The 15,440-nt window shown below is 63.4% G+C and carries 13 protein-coding genes; 10 read left to right on the top strand and 3 right to left on the bottom strand.

The genetic code is table 11. The features are described 5' to 3' along the window. Positions 1-36: 36 nt before the first annotated feature. From mutL to T8A63_RS02270, 8 genes are all read left to right on the top strand, one after another. Positions 37-1,923, top strand: coding sequence for a DNA mismatch repair endonuclease MutL (gene mutL / locus T8A63_RS02235; RefSeq protein ID WP_067629180.1), 1,887 nt, complete (start codon positions 37-39; stop codon positions 1,921-1,923). Continuing rightward, positions 1,920-3,164 carry a DNA recombination protein RmuC gene (locus T8A63_RS02240; protein WP_322344878.1) on the top strand — a complete coding sequence of 415 codons (1,245 nt, stop codon included), beginning with the start codon at positions 1,920-1,922 and terminating at the stop codon, positions 3,162-3,164. Before mutL ends, T8A63_RS02240 begins: the two co-directional genes overlap by 4 nt. Next, the gene (locus T8A63_RS02245; RefSeq protein WP_322344879.1) at positions 3,165-4,178 is read left to right on the top strand and encodes a pyridoxal-phosphate dependent enzyme; all 1,014 of its coding nucleotides are present in this window, start codon (positions 3,165-3,167) and stop codon (positions 4,176-4,178) included. A gap of 138 nt (positions 4,179-4,316) precedes the next feature. Continuing rightward, positions 4,317-5,636 (top strand): NAD(P)/FAD-dependent oxidoreductase, encoded by a 1,320-nt coding sequence (locus T8A63_RS02250; RefSeq protein ID WP_067629634.1) that lies wholly within the window; start codon positions 4,317-4,319, stop codon positions 5,634-5,636. Next, the gene (locus T8A63_RS02255) at positions 5,633-6,421 is read left to right on the top strand and encodes a DUF1365 domain-containing protein (RefSeq protein ID WP_322344880.1); all 789 of its coding nucleotides are present in this window, start codon (positions 5,633-5,635) and stop codon (positions 6,419-6,421) included. The genes T8A63_RS02250 and T8A63_RS02255 overlap by 4 nt, the downstream gene beginning before the upstream one ends. Continuing rightward, entirely contained in the window at positions 6,418-7,653 is a 1,236-nt protein-coding gene (locus T8A63_RS02260) for an MFS transporter (RefSeq protein WP_067940023.1), read from the top strand. The genes T8A63_RS02255 and T8A63_RS02260 overlap by 4 nt, the downstream gene beginning before the upstream one ends. Then, on the top strand, positions 7,650-8,216 hold the full coding sequence (locus T8A63_RS02265) for a DUF3833 family protein (protein WP_067629629.1): 567 nt from the start codon (positions 7,650-7,652) through the stop codon (positions 8,214-8,216). The genes T8A63_RS02260 and T8A63_RS02265 overlap by 4 nt, the downstream gene beginning before the upstream one ends. Then, positions 8,213-8,944: an SDR family NAD(P)-dependent oxidoreductase gene (locus T8A63_RS02270; RefSeq protein ID WP_322344881.1), complete on the top strand. Its 732-nt coding sequence runs from the start codon at positions 8,213-8,215 to the stop codon at positions 8,942-8,944. Before T8A63_RS02265 ends, T8A63_RS02270 begins: the two co-directional genes overlap by 4 nt. Positions 8,945-8,946: 2 nt before the next feature. Here T8A63_RS02270 and T8A63_RS02275 read toward each other — a convergent pair whose 3' ends face one another. From T8A63_RS02275 to T8A63_RS02285, 3 genes are read right to left on the bottom strand one after another with little or no spacing between them, the layout of a single operon-like run. Continuing rightward, entirely contained in the window at positions 8,947-10,002 is a 1,056-nt protein-coding gene (locus T8A63_RS02275) for a saccharopine dehydrogenase (RefSeq protein ID WP_322344882.1), read from the bottom strand. Then, complete coding sequence (locus T8A63_RS02280) at positions 9,999-10,622, bottom strand: glutathione S-transferase family protein (RefSeq protein ID WP_322344883.1); 624 nt, start codon at positions 10,620-10,622, stop codon at positions 9,999-10,001. Before T8A63_RS02280 ends, T8A63_RS02275 begins: the two co-directional genes overlap by 4 nt. A gap of 26 nt (positions 10,623-10,648) precedes the next feature. Then, complete coding sequence (locus T8A63_RS02285) at positions 10,649-11,299, bottom strand: histidine phosphatase family protein (protein WP_322344884.1); 651 nt, start codon at positions 11,297-11,299, stop codon at positions 10,649-10,651. Positions 11,300-11,461: 162 nt separating this feature from the next. On the opposite strand from T8A63_RS02285, the gene fdhF reads away from it, so the two are divergent. Both fdhF and T8A63_RS02295 read left to right on the top strand, forming a co-directional pair. Continuing rightward, positions 11,462-14,227 (top strand): formate dehydrogenase subunit alpha, encoded by a 2,766-nt coding sequence (fdhF, locus tag T8A63_RS02290; protein WP_322344885.1) that lies wholly within the window; start codon positions 11,462-11,464, stop codon positions 14,225-14,227. A gap of 14 nt (positions 14,228-14,241) precedes the next feature. Further along, positions 14,242-15,435 carry a Zn-dependent hydrolase gene (locus T8A63_RS02295; protein WP_322344886.1) on the top strand — a complete coding sequence of 398 codons (1,194 nt, stop codon included), beginning with the start codon at positions 14,242-14,244 and terminating at the stop codon, positions 15,433-15,435. Positions 15,436-15,440 lie beyond the last annotated feature (5 nt).

Here is a 15,440-nt window from a genome sequence, read left to right on the forward strand (position 1 = left end):
GGCAGAATCGGAATGGCCCATGCTAGGTCTTGCGGTATGCCAAGCCCGACCCCCAATATAAGCGAAAACCGCCCCGTCATCCGCCAGTTGGACGATTCCGCGATCAACCGCATCGCTGCGGGCGAGGTGGTCGAACGCCCCGCTTCCGCCGTGAAGGAACTGGTCGAGAACGCCATCGACGCGGGCGCGCGGCGCATCACCGTGGAATATGCCGACGGTGGCAAGACAATGATCCGCGTGACCGACGATGGCTGCGGCATCGCGCCCGAGGATTTGGCGCTGGCCTTGTCGCGCCACGCGACCTCCAAAATCGATGGCTCTGACCTGCTTGATATCCACACTTTTGGCTTTCGGGGGGAGGCCCTGCCGTCCCTCGGTGCTGTCGGGCGGCTGACCATCACCAGCCGAGCGTCTGGTTTTGACGGGGCCGAGATCACCGTCGACGGTGGCCGCATGGGCGAGGTGCGCCCGGCGGCGCTGAATAGCGGCACCATCGTCACCCTGCGCGATCTGTTTTTCGCCACGCCAGCGCGGCTCAAGTTCCTGCGCACCGACCGGGCCGAAGCGCAGGCCATCGGCGATGTTATCAAGCGGCTGGCCATGGCCGAACCCTTCGTGCGCTTCGTGCTGCGCGACGTGTCGGGCGACGGCAAGGGCCGCGATGTATTCCGCGCCGAGGCTGAGCAGGGCGATCTGTTTGAGGCGCTTCATGGCCGCTTGGCGCAGGTGCTGGGCCGAGAGTTCGCGGAAAACTCCCTGCCGATCGACGCGATGCGCGAGGGGCTGCATCTGACCGGCTTCGCTGCCCTGCCGACCTATTCGCGCGGCTCTGCCGTGGCGCAGTATCTTTTCGTTAATGGCCGCCCGGTGCGGGACAAACTGCTGACTGGTGCGCTGCGCGGCGCGTACTTCGATTTCCTCAGCCGCGACCGCCACCCGGCGGCGGCGCTGTTCGTGGAATGCCCGCCGACGCTGGTCGATGTGAACGTGCATCCCGCGAAATCCGAGGTGCGTTTCCGCGATCCCGGTCTGGCGCGGGGGCTAATCGTCTCGGCCCTGCGCCATGCGCTGGCCGAGGCGGGGCACCGCGCTTCGACCACCGTGGCGCAGGCGACTTTGGGCGCGATGCAGCCGGAACCGCAGGGCGCGCGGGTCTATCAGATGGACCGCGCGGGCATGGACCGCCCCAGCCCCGCCGCGCGGCAAGCGGCCTATAACGCGCAGGCGCCGGGCTTTGCCGAAACCGCAGGCGTCTGGGGCCGGGTGGAGGGCACGCCGATGCCCGAAGCGCCCGCGCCGTTCACTGCCGCGCCCGAGGGCGAAGAGGCGGCCCCCGCCCCGGACTACCCGCTCGGCACCGCGCGGGGGCAGGTGCATGAGAATTACATCATCGCGCAAACCGCCAGTGGCATGGTCATCGTAGACCAACACGCCGCGCATGAGCGGCTGGTCTATGAAAAACTGAAGCGTCAGATGAACGAGAACGGCGTCGCGGCCCAAGCGCTGCTGATCCCCGAGATTGTCGAGCTTTCCGCCAATGACTGCACGCGCCTGCTGGAACTGGCCGATGAACTTGCCAAACTCGGCCTCGGCATCGAAGCCTTCGGCGGCAGCGCCATCGCCGTGCGCGAAACGCCCGCGATCCTTGGCACCGTGAACGCCCGCGCGCTGATCCTCGATGTGCTCGACGAATTGGACGACGGCGACAGCAGCAACATCGTGCAGGCCAAGATCGAAGCGATCCTGAGCCGTGTGGCCTGTCATGGGTCGATCCGCTCGGGCCGCTGGATGCGCGCCGAAGAGATGAACGCGCTGCTGCGCGAGATGGAGGCGACCCCGCATTCCGGCCAGTGCAACCACGGGCGGCCCACCTATGTCGAACTCAAACTCGCCGACATCGAACGGCTTTTCGGGCGCACTTGATGGAGCTTGGCGGCACGACGTTGAACCTGTCTGACCCTGTGACGCTGGCCGCCCTTGCCGGGGCAGGGCTGCTGTTGCTCATCGTTATCCTGCTGATCATGGCGGTCCGCGCCGCTGGCCGCTCGGCCCGTATGGCGGCCCCCTTGGCGCAGCAGATGCGGGTGCTTGGCGGGCATGTGCAACAGTTGGGGCAGGGTCAGGAGCAGCTGCGCGGCGGGTTGCAGATGGTCTCGGACACACAAAGCAACACCCAAGCGCAGATGATGCAGAGCATGGAGGCGCGGCTCGCCTATGTGCAGCAGCAGATGCAGGACCGGCTGGCCGACAACGCCGCCCGCTCGGCGCGCTCGCTGGCCGAGATGCAGCAGCGCATGACCGAGACGCTGCACGGCTCGTCGAAACGCACCACCACCAGTCTTGCGCAGTTGCAGGAGCGTCTGGCCTCGATCGACAAGGCGCAGGATAATATCACCAAACTGTCGGGCGACGTGCTGTCGCTCCAAGACATCCTCAGCAACAAACAAACGCGCGGATCCTTCGGTGAAATCCAACTGCGCGATATCGTGTCGAAAGCCCTGCCGAGCGACAGCTATTCGCTGCAAGCCACACTCAGCAACGGCAAGCGGCCCGATTGTCTGATCCATCTGCCCAACCCGCCCGGCCCGATCGTGATCGACAGTAAATTCCCGCTGGAGGCCTATGAGGCCCTGCGCCGCGCCAAGACCGAAGCCGAGACCCGCGCCGCCGCGCAGCAAATGAAGGTCGCCGTGCGGGTGCATCTGAATGCGATTGCCGACAAGTATATTCTGGAGGGCGAGACGGCCGAAGGCGCGTTGATGTTCCTCCCCTCTGAGGCGGTTTATGCCGAATTGCACACCAACTTCCCCGAACTGGTGCGCGAAGGGTTTGAAAAGCGCGTCTGGATCGTCAGCCCGACGACCTGCATGGCCACGCTCAACACCATGCGCGCGATCCTGAAAGATGCGCGGATGCGCGAACAGGCAGGCGCGATCCGCCGCGAGTTGGGCAATCTGAACAAGGATGTCGAGCGTCTGGCGATGCGTGTCGGCAACCTTGATCGGCATTTCAGCCAAGCGCGGCGCGATGTCGAAGAGATCAAAGTCAGCAGCGAAAAAGCCGCCAAACGCGCGGGCCGCTTGCATAATTTCGACTTCGAAGAACTGGCAGAAAACAAAACCGAGGCTATTGTTCCCCTAAGGACACCCGAAGGGAACGGCTGAATGAACGACGTGGACATTACCGGGATGACGCTGGAGGCGATGCAGACGCGGGCCGCCGCGTTACGCAGCGATATCGTGCAAACACCGGTGGTGACCCTCTCCTCTCCCATGGTCGATGAGGTGCTAGGCGGCGCGCGGGTTACGCTCAAGCTGGAGTGTTTTCAGCATACCGGCACCTTCAAGGCCCGCGGCGCGTTGTCGGTGGCGCGCCAGCTTGACGATGACACCCGCGGGCGCGGGATCACCGCAGCCAGTGCGGGCAACCACGCCATCGCAGCAGGCTGGGCCGCGGCCAAGCTCGGCATCAGCGCCAAGGTGGTGATGCAGGACAACGCCAATCCTTTTCGCGTTGCCCTCGCCCGTGCCACTGGGGCCGAGGTCGTGATGAAACCCGCCGGGCAAGAGACCTTTGCCGAGGCCGAGCGGTTGGTGCGCGAAGAGGGGCGGTTCTTTATCCATCCTTTCGAGGGGCTGCACACCTCGCTCGGCACTGCCAGCGTGGGGCTGGAACTGATGGCACAGGTGGCGGATTTGGACGCGGTCGTCGTCTCGGTCGGCGGCGGCGGGCTGATTAGCGGTGTGGCCGCCGCGGTCAAGGCGATCAACCCCGCTTGTCGGGTGTACGGCGTGGAGCCGACAGGCGCCGACAGCATGTCGCGAAGCCTCGCCTCCGGCGCGCCCGTGACCATCCCTGAGGTCAATACCATCGCCGACAGCCTCGGCCCGCCGATGGCGCTGCCGTTTGGCCATGCGCTCTGTGCGGTCTATGTGGATGACGTTGTGAAGGTCAGCGATGATGCGATCTGCGCCGGGATGGTCGTGCTGCAACAGGCCGCGAAACTGGCGGTGGAGCCTGCCGCCGGGGCTGCGATGGCCGGGGCGCTCGGGCCCCTGCGCGGGCAACTGGCCGGGCGGCGTGTGGGGGTGATTGTCTGCGGGGCGAATATCGATACCGAAACCTATCTGGGCCAGATGAGCCGCGGGCAAGCGGCGCTCGACAGCCTCCTGTCCTAGCGCCCCTCCAAGGGGCTTCGCACGCGATCGCGGAACTGCGTGAATTCTTCCAAGAAAATCTATCGGGCGCTGCAACTTTAACTCCCCTTTACCCGTGGGTGCCCCATATCCAAAGTTCCGGACCAAAGCAGGACCCCTATGCCTTTTGAAGCTCTGAACGACAGTACCCTTCCCCGACAGCCGCTTGGTCGGCGTGTCGCCGTGATCGGCGGTGGGATTTCCGGCATGGGGGCGGCGCATATGCTGGCGCCTGCGGACCGCGTCACCCTCTATGAGGCAGGGGCCAAGATCGGCGGCCATGCGCGGACGGTGATCGCGGGCAAGAATGGCGATCAGCCGGTCGATACCGGGTTTATCGTGTTCAATTATGCCAACTACCCGCATCTTGCCGCGCTCTTTGCGGAATTGGACGTGCCGGTTGTGCCGTCGAACATGAGCTTTGGCGCGTCGATTGACGGTGGGCGGCTGGAATATGCGCTGACCAGTTTCAACGCGGTCTTTGCCCAGAAACGCAATATGTTCAGCCCGCCTTTCCTGCGGATGCTGCGCGATATCGTGCATTTCAATAAGAACGCGCTGGCGGTGTCGCGTGACCCGTCGATGACCATCGCAGAGTTTCTCGACCGGCTTGGCACCGGGCGCTATTTCCGCGACTTCTATCTCTCGCCGCTTTCCGGCGCGATCTGGTCCACCCCGACCGAGAAAATCATGGACTTCCCGGCCCATGCCATGGTCAACTTTTTTGAGAACCACGCGCTGCTGAATTATTCCGGCCAGCATCAGTGGTACACGGTGAAGGGCGGCTCGCGGCAGTATGTCGACCGGTTGGAGAATGCTCTGCGCGCCAATGGCGTTGACCTGCGCACCGACTGCCCGGTGCAGGCCGTGCGCCGCACCGCGCAAGGCGCAGAGGTCCGCGCATGGGGCGGTGAATGGGAGGCGTTCGACGAAGTGATTTTTGCCACCCATTCCGATGACACGCTGACGATGCTTTCCGATCCAACAGAGGCCGAAAAGCGCGCCTTGGGCGCAATCCGCTATCAGCCCAATGACATCGTTTTGCACGCCGATGCCAGCATCATGCCCAAGCGGCGTTCTACTTGGGCATCTTGGGTTTATACCGAGGATCGAGAGCAGAAATCAGACCGGATCGACCTGACCTATTGGATGAACTCGCTCCAACCGATTCCGCAGGATGATCTGCATTTTGTGACGCTCAATACCAAACGCAGCATCCGCGAAGATCTGATTTATGATCAAGTCACCCTGCGCCATCCGGTCTATGACCTTGCCGCCTTGGCCGCACAGGACGAGGTGCGCGCCTTCAATGGCAGCCAGAATACATGGTTCTGCGGCGCTTGGATGCGGCATGGCTTTCACGAAGACGGGCTGGCCAGCGCCGTAGATGTGGTCGAGCGGATGCAGGCCGCGCGGGCGGCACCCTTGGCGGCGGAGTGACGGCGGGCGTCGATCATATCCGGGGCCAAACCTTTCATGGCCGCAAAGGTGCGGTAGAGAACCGTTTCCGCTATTCGGTCGACTATGTGATCTGCGATGCCGAGGCCACGGCGCTGAGGACGCCCGCGCTTTTCGCCCGCAACGGGCCGGGCCTGACCAGCCTGCAAGACAGTGACCACGGCGGCGCGCCGGGGCAGGGGCGTGGAGCCCTTTGGGTGCGCGAGGTTTTGGCGGCGCATGGCATTGTCGGGGTCGCGCGGATTGAGCTTGTGGCGCAGCCGCGGGTGCTGGGCCATGTCTTCAATCCGGTCAGCTTTTGGCTGTGCCGCCGGGCGGATGATGCGCTGATCGCGGTGATCGCCGAGGTGACGAACACCTATGGCGACCGGCATTCCTATCTGTGCCATCATGCAGACCTACGCCCGATCGCGCCCGACGACAGGCTGAAGGCGGCAAAGCTCATGCATGTCTCCCCCTTCCAAGATGTCTCGGGTGGCTATGTCTTTCGTTTCGATATCACCTCTGAGCGGATCGGCATCTGGATCGATTTCTCGGATGGGGAGAACGGGTTGATTGCCACTTTGACCGGGCCGCGTGCGCCGCTGACCAATCGCGGTATCCTTTGGTCGCTGCTGCGCCGCCCTTTCGGTGCGCGACGGGTGCTGGCGCTGATCCATTGGCAGGCGTTGAAGCTTTGGCTGAAACGGGCGGGTTTTCGCGCCCGCCCCGAGGCGCCCAATATCGACGTATCCCGTGATGCGGCGCATGGCGCGGGTGGCCGATGACAGGACGCGCGGCCCGGCTGCCCGCCTATGCGCTTTTCGCGGCATTGCTTGCGTCGGCGGGGCTGCCGATCTACATTCACGCGCCGAAGTTCTATGTCGATGAATACGGGGTTTCGCTGACGGCTCTTGGGTCGGTGCTTTTTGGTTTGCGGCTGTTGGACGTGGTGCAGGACCCCGCCCTTGGTTGGTTGGCCCAAAAGCTGCGCGACAAGCGCGGCACTGCGGTGACGGTGGCAGGCGCGGTGATGGCGCTGGCGATGCTGGGGCTTTTTGCCATGCCCGCGCCGGTGGCGCCGGTGTTGTGGTTCGCGCTGATGCTGACGCTGGTGTTTTCCGCCTTCAGCTTTCTGACCATCTGTTTCTATGCCCAAGGGGTTGCCAAGGCCGACAGCCTGCCGGGCGCGGGGCATTTGACCCTTGCCCGCTGGCGCGAGACGGGCGCGCTTTTGGGGGTTTGTCTGGCCTCTGTCGCGCCTTTGCTACTGGGCGTCGGGCTGGATCGTCCCTTTGCCGGGTTTGCTGTTGGCTTTGCGATCTTGGCGCTTTGGGCCACGGTCGCCATGCGGGGCGAGTGGCGGGCGGCGGTGCTGCCGATGGAAAGTGGGTTCGGCACCGTGTTGCGCGATGCGCAGGCGCGGCGGCTGCTATTGATCGCGCTGGTCAATGCCGCCCCGGTTGCCGTGACCTCGACCCTGTTTCTTTTCTACGTCGAACTGGCGCTTGAGGCGCCGGGGTGGGAGGGGCCGCTTTTGCTGCTGTTTTTCCTTGCAGCGGCAGCGGCGGCACCGCTTTGGGGGATCTTGGCAGAGCAGCACGGCCCACGTCGGGTGCTGCTGGTTGCAATGGCTTTGGGCATCGCATCCTTCGGCGGGGCGCTGTTGCTGGGGCCGGGGGATGTTGCGCTTTTCGCCTTGGTCTGTCTGGCTTCGGGCGCGGTTTTGGGCGCGGATTTGACCCTTTTGCCTGCCATGTTCGCCAGCCGCATGGCGCAGATTTCCCCCTCGGCTGCCGAAGGTTTTGGCCTCTGGTCCTTCGTCTCCAAATTGACCTTGGCTTTCGCGGCCGTTGCTCTACTTCCAGCTTTAGAACGCGCAGGGCTGCAGACCGCAGCGGGAACCAGTTCCGACACATCCATATCCCTGTTGATCTGGTTCTATGCCGGTGTACCTTGCGCCTTGAAATTGCTGGCGATCGCTCTGCTCGCCAGTGCAAAAGACGTGGAGACACCGTGACAGAGCCGTTGATCTTTATCGCTGTCGGGCTTGGCCTTGGTCTATTGCTCACTTTTTTGCGCCGCCGTTTAGGGGAGTTTCATGGCCAGTCGCCAAGCGACTATGTCGATTCTTTCCCCGTCTTCGACCTGCGGTTGCATCTGCGCGATGAGATGATTTGCGAAGGCGTGATTTTCGGTCCCCTAGGCCGGGTCACCAGCAGCTTCACGGCCAAGTTCGACGTGTCTTGGGAGGGGAATGTGGCCACCGTGGCCGAAACCTTTCGCTATAACGACGGTTCGCGTCAGGAGCGCGAATGGACCGTCACATTGGGCGAGAACGGCAATTTCACCAGCACCGCCCCGGATGTGATCGGCGTGGGGCAGGGAGTTCAGGCTGGACCGACCTTGCAGCTGCGCTATCGTATCCGACTGCCCGAAGAACTGGGCAGTCATGTGCTGAAAACTGTCGATTGGATGTATCTCACCCCCGATGGCACCATCGTGAACCGCAGCCAGTTTCGGAAATTCGGGATCAAAGTAGCAGAATTGGTCGCCACGTTGCGACCGGCGGAGGAAAGATGAAAGACTGGCAAGGCAAGACCTATTGGCTTGTGGGCGCAAGCGACGGACTTGGGGCAGCACTGGCACATCAGCTCAGCCGCACCGGGGTCGAGGTGATCCTCTCGGCCCGCTCCAAGGACAAGTTGACCGAGCTGGCGCAGGCCCTGCCGGGCCGGGCGCGGGTGCGGGTCTTGGATGTGACCGATGACGCGGATGTGGCGCAGGCGGCAAAGGATGTGGGGCCAATCGACGGGTTGGTTTATCTGGCGGGGGCCTATTGGCCCTTTGCTGCGCAGGAGTGGCAGGCCGAGCATGGTGTGACCATGGCCGATGTGAACTTCACCGGGTTGATGCGTGTCCTGGGACAAGTGGTGCCAGAGATGGTCGCGCGCGACCACGGGCATATCGTCATCACCTCCAGCCTGACCGCCTATCGCGGTTTGCCCGGCTCAATCGGCTATACGGCCTCCAAGGCGGCGACCCTGTCTTTGGCGGAATCGATGCACGCCGATCTGCGCAAGACCGGCGTACAGGTTCAGGTGATCAACCCCGGTTTCATCAAGACCCAGTTGACCGACAAGAACGATTTCAAAATGCCCTTTTTGATGGAGCCGGAAGACGCCGCACGGCGGGTCTATGAGCATATGAACGGCGACAGTTTCAAACTGGATTTCCCCTACGGGTTTTCGCTGCTGTTCCGTTTGGGGCGGTTCTTGCCAGACTGGCTTTACTACCGGTTCTTTTCCTAAATTCAGACCTCTGCGACATGCTGGTCAAACAGCTCCCGCGCACCTTGCCAGACGGGATTTCCCGCCTCTGGCAAGGCCCGAAGGGTCGGTAGCAACTGGCCTGCAAAATCCTCAGAGCTTTCGCGCGGCAGCATGGACGGCAGATTGTCGATGGCCATGATATCCAACGGCGGGGCGTCATGCACACGCAGCGCAGGCTCCGCCCAAGTGGTCGCCCGATCATAGACCTGCACCGGATTGAAAGCGCTGTCGGGGTCGCAGGCAATGTCGCCGATCACCCGCAGGGCGCGCTCTGCTTCGGGGGCATCGGGGCGGACGAAGGCGGGGGTGTCTGGCCCTGCGAGGATGCAGTTGAAGAAATAGGCGTGGTCGAGGATTTCGGGGAACGGCCCGCCATGGGCGGTTTCGGCCATATCCCAGCCGGTGACGGGGATGCCCAAAGCCTCGCAAAGATCGCTCGCCCCGCGCCCCACGCGGCCCAAGGCCCCGATGACCAGCGCGCGGTCGCCACTCGCGTCGACTTGGGCGAGTTCTTCGGCTAGCGCGGCTTTCAGCGCTTCGGCGTCGGGGTAGGGCGCAACCGGGCCGCAGGTCGCTCCGCGCAGTTGCGCGATGCGGCATTTGACCGAGACGGCTGCCCCCGCAAAGCCCGCCCAATAGCCAAAGGCGGCAACGCGGCGGCCATTGTCATCGGTCAGGTACTCCAAATCCAGCAGCGTGCCACCGCCCGCCTTGAACCGCTCCAATAGTTTGCGCCCCGAGGATTGGCCCTTGTAGGCGTGGCCGAACATGATGTGCGTATGCGGCAGGGGCGTGCCGTCTTCGGGCAGTTCCTTCAGACCAAAGATCACCGCATCGCGCGGGGCGTCGGGCCAGCTATGCGCGGGGACGATCTCGCAGCCCGCCTGCGCATAGGCGGCGATGGGGATCACCCGGCTGTCGCTGTCTTCGACGCTCACCTTCATGCCGGATGCGATCAGCGCGGCGGCCCCTTCGGGCGTCAGCCCGGTGCGGGTCTCATTGTCGCGCTGTTCGGCGCGCAGCCACAGATGGGTCATGCCAAGATTCCTTTCGCGCGCACGGCCTTGACGCTGGCACGGTATTCCATGCGGGCGGCGAAGGCATCAAGCCGTGGGTAAGCCGCGCGGTCGACCCCGTCACCGGCCAGCCATCCCGAGACGACAAAGAGATAGGGATCGGCCAGCGATAGGGCATCGCCCGCAACGAAGTCGCCCCAGAAGGCGTGGTTCTCGATATAGGCCGCGCAATCTGCCATGGTCTGCGGCACCTTGGCTTTCATGTCGTCAAAGCTCGATTGCTGATCGGCCCAGCGGTGGCCGCGCATTTTATGCGCGTGGGCCACATGCATGGTCGAGGCGAGGTAGTACATCACCCCGCGCATATGGGCCGCGGCCTCAGGGTCGGTAGGGACCAGCCCCGCCTCGGGCGCGCGGGCGGCGACATAGTCCAACAGCGCGCCAGTCTCGGTCAGGGTGGTGCCCGCTTCGGTCACGAGGGTCGGCACCCGGCCCTTGGGGTTCAACGCCAGATAGGGCGCGGCGGTCTGTTCGGCGCTGGCGAAATCGACCTTCACCGGCTCATAGGCCAGCCCCGCTTCTTCGAGGGCGATGGCAACGGCGACCGAGATCGTGCCGGGGGCGTAGTGGAGTTTCAGCATGGGGGCAGCCTTTCGCGGGCGAGGGATCAGATATGCGTTTGTGCAAGGCGGCGGTCGGGACGGTCAAGATGCGGCACGGCATTGAACAGCACGGGCGACCAATGCCCGCCGATGGGAAAGAGCCGGTGCATCGAAGTATGCATGATCGCCAGCGCCAAGCGCGCCATGGCCGGGATGCCCACGCCCATGGCCTGCGCCATCGCCAAAGAAATCAGCCCGCCCGAGGTCACCACCAGCGCCGGGCCTTCGCCCTCGGCGATCTCGGCCAGTGCCGATTGCACGCGGGTTTGAAAGTGCTCATAGGTTTCGGGCGTGTCGGCAAGCTTGCCCGCTTTCCAATAGTCAAAGACCTGCGGCAGATGGTGCACAAACTCGCCCGCGCGGGGGAAGGGCACCTTGTGCTGTTGCTCCATCAGATTGGCGAGAGTGAAATACTCTAACTCATTCAACCGGGCGTCACGGATGGGTTCCAGCCCGGTCTTCATCGCCTCGGCGGTTTCGATATGGCGGGTCAGGGTGCCGGTATAGAGCCGCGTGTGGTGGCTTTCGCTGTGACGCAGATGCTCGCCTAACCATGCGGCTTGCTCATGGCCAAGCGGGCTAAGTTGGTCATAGCTCAACTCGTCCTTGGCGGTGGAATTGGCTTGGCCGTGGCGGATCAGGGTAATGTGGGACATCAAATGGCTTTCACTGTTCGCCCAAGTGATAGGGCAGCTTGTCGGGCCATACAATCCAATGCGCTGCGGCGGCGTTTATCCGTGACGGGGTGTCGGGATTGGCCCCTGACACGGGCCGGGTTTTGCCTATAGTTTGGTCAATAGCCAGCGGGAGGGGTAGCCATGTCCGAGAGGATCACATTCACGCTTGATGGTCAGACCGTCGAGGCCGAAACTGGCATGACCATCTGGGAAGTGGCCAATGGCCGGGGTCTGAAGATCCCGCATCTCTGCCATAAACCTGCCCCCGGTTACCGCCCCGACGGCAACTGCCGCGCCTGTATGGTTGAGATTGAAGGCGAGCGGGTGCTGGCGGCCTCCTGCATCCGCGAGCCTGCCGAGGGGATGGTCGTCACCACTAACAATGCGCGCGCCGAGAATGCGCGCAAAATGGTGATGGAGCTGCTACTGGCCGATCAGCCCGCGCAGGAGGTGGCCCACGACAAGTCGAGCCACATGCGCGAAATGGCGGCGCAGAGTGGGGTGGAAAGCAGCCGTTTTCCCAAGCTCGAACGGGACCGCATTCCGCTGTTGGACGACAGCCACGTCGCGATGCGCGTGAACCTTGATGCCTGTATCCAGTGCAACCTCTGCGTCCGCGCCTGCCGCGAGGTGCAGGTCAATGACGTGATCGGCATGGCGGGACGCGGGCATGATGCCTATCCGGTGTTTGACATCGACGATCCGATGGGCGCGTCGACCTGTGTGGCCTGCGGCGAATGCGTGCAGGCTTGCCCGACGGGGGCGTTGATGCCCGCCACGGTGGTGGATGAGGCGCAGGTCGGTGACAGTGCGGATTACGACAGCGAGGTCCAAAGCATTTGCCCCTTCTGCGGCGTGGGTTGCCAGATTTCGCTGAAGGTGAAGGACAACAAGGTCAAATATGTTGAAGGCATCAACGGCCCGGCGAACGAAGGACGGCTCTGCGTCAAGGGGCGCTTTGGCTTTGACTATATACACCACGATCACCGCCTGACCAAACCGCTGATCCGCCGCGACGATGCGCCCGTTAAGGGGCTGAACGTCGATCCCGGAAACTGGAGCAAGGTGTTTCGCGAGGCCAGTTGGGACGAGGCGTTGGATTTCGCAGCACAGGGCCTCAAGGGGCGCGGGCGCGAGGTGGCGGGCTTTGGCAGTGCGAAATGTACCAATGAGGAAGCCTATCTGTTCCAGAAAATGATCCGTCAGGGCTTTGGCCATAACAACGTCGATCACTGCACGCGGCTGTGTCATGCCTCATCCGTGGCAGCGCTGATGGAGAACGTCGGCTCAGGCGCTGTCACGGCCACCTTCAATGAGATCGAAAATGCCGATGTGGCCATCGTCATCGGCGCGAACCCGGTTGAGAACCACCCCGTCGCCGCGACCTATTTCAAGCAATTCACCAAACGCGGTGGCAAGCTGATCGTGATGGACCCCCGCGGCGTGGGGCTGCGGCGCTTCGCCAGCCATATGCTTCAATTCCGCCCCGGCACCGATGTGTCGATGCTCAATGCGATCATGCATGTGATCGTCGAAGAAGGGCTGTATGACGCGCAATATATCGCGGCCTATACCGAGAATTGGGAGGCCGAAAAGGCGCACCTAAAGGACTTCAGCCCCGAAAGAATCGCCCCGATCTGCGGTATCGAAGCCGAAGTGCTGCGCGATGTGGCGCGGACCTTTGCCCGTGCCAAGGCGGGTATGATCTTCTGGGGTATGGGGGTCAGCCAGCACATCCACGGTACCGACAATTCGCGCTGCTTGATTTCGCTAGCACTGATGACCGGTCATGTCGGCCGCCCCGGCACCGGGCTTCATCCGCTGCGGGGTCAGAACAACGTGCAGGGCGCCTCGGACGCGGGCCTCATTCCGATGTTCTTGCCCGATTACCAGCCGGTGGAGGACGACGGCGTGCGCTCGGCCTTTACCGAGGTCTGGGGCTCGGGCGATTTCAGCGCCGAGAAGGGGCTGACCGTGACCGAGATCATGGACGCGGTGCATGATGGGGGCATCAAGGCGATGTATGTGCTGGGGGAAAACCCGGCGATGTCGGACCCCGATGTCGACCATGCGCGCGCGGCACTTGCCAAGCTTGATCATCTGGTGGTGCAGGACATTTTCCTGACCGAAACGGCGAATTACGCCGATGTGATCCTGCCCGCCTCTGCCTTCGCCGAGAAGACTGGCACGGTGACCAACACCAACCGGCAGGTCCAGATGGGCCGCCCGGCGGTGACGCCCCCGGGGGAGGCGCGCGAGGATTGGTGGATCGAGGTCGAACTAGCGAAGCGGCTGGGCCTTGGCTGGTCCTACGAAAGCCCGGCGGATGTCTTTGCCGAGATGAAGCTGAACATGAAGTCCTTTGACAACATCACATGGGACCGTTTGGCGCGTGAGAATGCTGTGACCTACCCGTCGCTCAGCGAATACGATCCCGGGCAGGCGATTGTCTTTAGCGAGGGTTTCCCGCGGCCCGAAGGCCGTGCCAAATTCACCCCCGCCGCGATCGTGGCCCCTGATGATGTGCCGGATGCAGACTACCCGATGATCCTTACGACAGGACGCCAGTTGGAGCACTGGCATACCGGGTCGATGACGCGGCGCTCCAAGGTCTTGGATGGGCTGGAGCCAGAGGCAAACTGCTCACTTCATCCGTCGACCCTGCGGCGTCTGGGTGTGGCACCGGGTGAACATGTGCGGCTATCCACCAAACGCGGCAGTATCGAGATCATGGCCCGTGAGGACCGCGCCGTGGCCCCTGATATGGTTTTCCTGCCCTTCGCCTATGTCGAGGCCGCGGCGAATATCCTGACAAATCCAGCGGTTGACCCCTACGGCAAGATCCCGGAGTTTAAGTTCTCTGCCGTTAGGGTGGAGGCGGCGAAAGGGGCCGTCGCTGCCGAGTAAGGAAAGTTCTGAAGATGAAGATTGATGCTGCCCGATTTTTGAAAGACCTGCACGACCTGCGTGCCATTGGCGCGGCGGGTGTGGGCAAGGGCGTGGTGCGCCCGGCCTATTCCGCTGCCGATGTGGAGGCGCGGGAATGGCTTGCCGGGCGGATGCGCGATGCGGGGCTGACCGTTGAGGTCGACGCCATGGGTAACCTCTTCGGACTTGCCGAGGGGCCGTCGATCCTGCTGGGATCGCATTCCGACAGCCAGCCCGAAGGCGGCTGGCTTGATGGTGCCTTGGGTGTGATCGCCGCACTTGAAGTGGCCCGCGCAGCACAGGAGGCCGGGGGGGCTGCGGTCTCGGTCGTGTCGTTTCAGGATGAAGAGGGGCGCTTTGGCGTGACCACCGGTTCGACCGTCTGGTCCGGCGCTCTGGATCAGGTGGATGCTGACGGTCTCACCGATCATGCGGGGGTCAGTTTGGCGGAGGCGCGCAAGGCGATGACGGGCATGGTGACCGGCCCGGTCGATCCCGCGCAGTTCACCGGCTATATCGAGCTACACATCGAACAGGGGCCGACGCTGGATGACAGTGGCGAGCAGATCGGTGTCGTCACCGATATCGTCGGTATTCGCGATATGAAGGTGACCTTTGAAGGCCAGCAGAACCACGCGGGCACCACGCCGATGGCGGTGCGCAAGGATGCCTTTCAAGCGGTATCTGCCTTCAACAGCCTGCTCAATGACCGGCTGCGCAATGTGGTGACGCCCAGCACCGTCTGGACGATCGGCCATGTCAGCCTGCATCCCAATGCCTCGTCCATCGTGCCGGGCAAGGCGGTATTTTCCATGCAGTGGCGGGACGGCGACAGCGACCGTCTGTCCCGGATGGAAGCGATCATCCGCGAGACTGCCGATGAGGTCGCCCAGACCCGCGGGATGGAGCTGTCTTTTGGTCCGATGTTGGGGTTGGAGCCGGTGGCGATGGATGCCCGGCTGCGCGACGCGCTGGCCGATGCGGCGGAGACGGTAGCGCCGGGCAAGTGGCGCAAGATGCCCTCGGGGGCTTTGCACGACGCGACCAATGTGGCCCGGCTGATGCCCGTGGCGATGTTGTTCGCGCCGTCGATCAACGGGATCAGCCATGCTTTCGAAGAGGACACCGCCGAAGACGATCTGGTCGCGGCGGTCGAGGTGTTGGGCCGGGCCGTCGCGGCGCTTTGAGCGCC

The sequence above is a fragment of the Sulfitobacter sp. OXR-159 genome, from assembly GCF_034377145.1.
Lineage (GTDB): Bacteria > Pseudomonadota > Alphaproteobacteria > Rhodobacterales > Rhodobacteraceae > Sulfitobacter.